The sequence below is a fragment of the Actinomadura geliboluensis genome, from assembly GCF_005889745.1.
In the GTDB taxonomy this organism is placed as follows: Bacteria; Actinomycetota; Actinomycetes; order Streptosporangiales; family Streptosporangiaceae; genus Spirillospora; species Spirillospora geliboluensis.
The window spans coordinates 1-1,160 of sequence record NZ_VCKZ01000752.1 but is presented as its reverse complement, the minus strand read 5'-3'; the positions used below and the strand labels follow the sequence as shown (position 1 = coordinate 1,160).

2 protein-coding genes are annotated in these 1,160 nt (G+C 63.6%); both read right to left on the bottom strand.

Annotated features, from left to right (window positions below):
* Positions 1-823, bottom strand: an 823-nt coding sequence (locus tag ETD96_RS44030) for an IS3 family transposase (protein WP_240808657.1), incomplete at its 3' end; no start/stop codon positions are given.
* Between the two features lie 8 nt (positions 824-831).
* On the bottom strand, positions 832-1,160 hold a 329-nt coding region (locus ETD96_RS44025; protein ID WP_138642386.1), incomplete at its 5' end, for a transposase.

Sequence of the window (1,160 nt, the reverse complement as noted above, 5' to 3'; positions counted from 1 at the left end):
CCACCGGACTGAGCATTCCGATGCTGGAATGCCTTCTGAACGGGTTATACCAGCACTCGATCCATTCAAACACCGCGGCTGCGAGCTCGGCTCTTGTTTGCCATTTCCTGGTGTCGAGGAGTTCGAGCTGCATCGAGCCCCAGAACGACTCCATCATGGCATTGTCGTAGCAGTCGCCGACCGTGCCCATCGAGCCGAGGAGACCGGCGGCCCGGAGCCGCTTCCCGAACGTCCAGGACGTGAACTGCGTCCCATGGTCTGAGTGCAGAATCGTGGCGTCCTTGGCGGGCTTTCTGCGCGCGACTGCGGCAGCCATCGCATCGACCACGAGTTTGGTGGTCTGGCGGATGTCGATGGAATGGCCGATGATGCGGCGGGAGAAGCAGTCCAGCACGGCGGCGCAGTACAGCTTCCCCTCGCCGGTCGGATGCTCGGTGATGTCGGTGACCCACAGCACGTCGGGTGCCTGGACGTCGAAGGCCCGCTTCACCAGGTCCTCCTCGGTCGGCTCGTTGACCAGGTTCCGGTGCCCCTTGCGCCGGTAGATCCCCTGGATCCCGGCTTCGCGCATCAGCCGCTCAACCCGTTTGCGGCTCACCCGCTCGCCCCGTCCCAGCGTCAACTCGGCGTGCACCCGCGGCGAGCCGTAGCTCTGGCGTGACTCCTCATAAATTTCTCTGATCATTTTCACCAGCTCGGTGTTGCGTTGCTCCCGAATCGAGGCGGGTCTGCCGAGCCAGTCGCTGTAACCGGACCGGGAAACTCCTAACACTCGGCAGGCCACCGCGACGGGGATGTCGTTTTCGGCAAGTTCACGGACCAGCGAGTACCTTATTTTGGGAGCACGTTCTCGCGGGCGAAGTAGGCCGCCGCCCGCTTGAGAATCTCGTTCTCCAACTCCAGTTGCCGGGCCTTTCGGCGCAGCTCGACCAGCTCTTTGTGCTCGCCGGCGCTCAGGCCGTCGAGGTGACCCTCTTCGATGTCGTCCCGGCGGATCCAGTTCCGCAGGCACGACTGGCTGATACCCAGACTCTTGGCCAGCGCGGTGACCGACTTGTCGCCGGTCCGGGCCAGTTCGACGGCGCGACGCCGGAACTCGGGCGGGTGAGGTGGTGGCACGAGACACTTCCTTCCCAAGTTGATCAAGGTCAACTCAGATG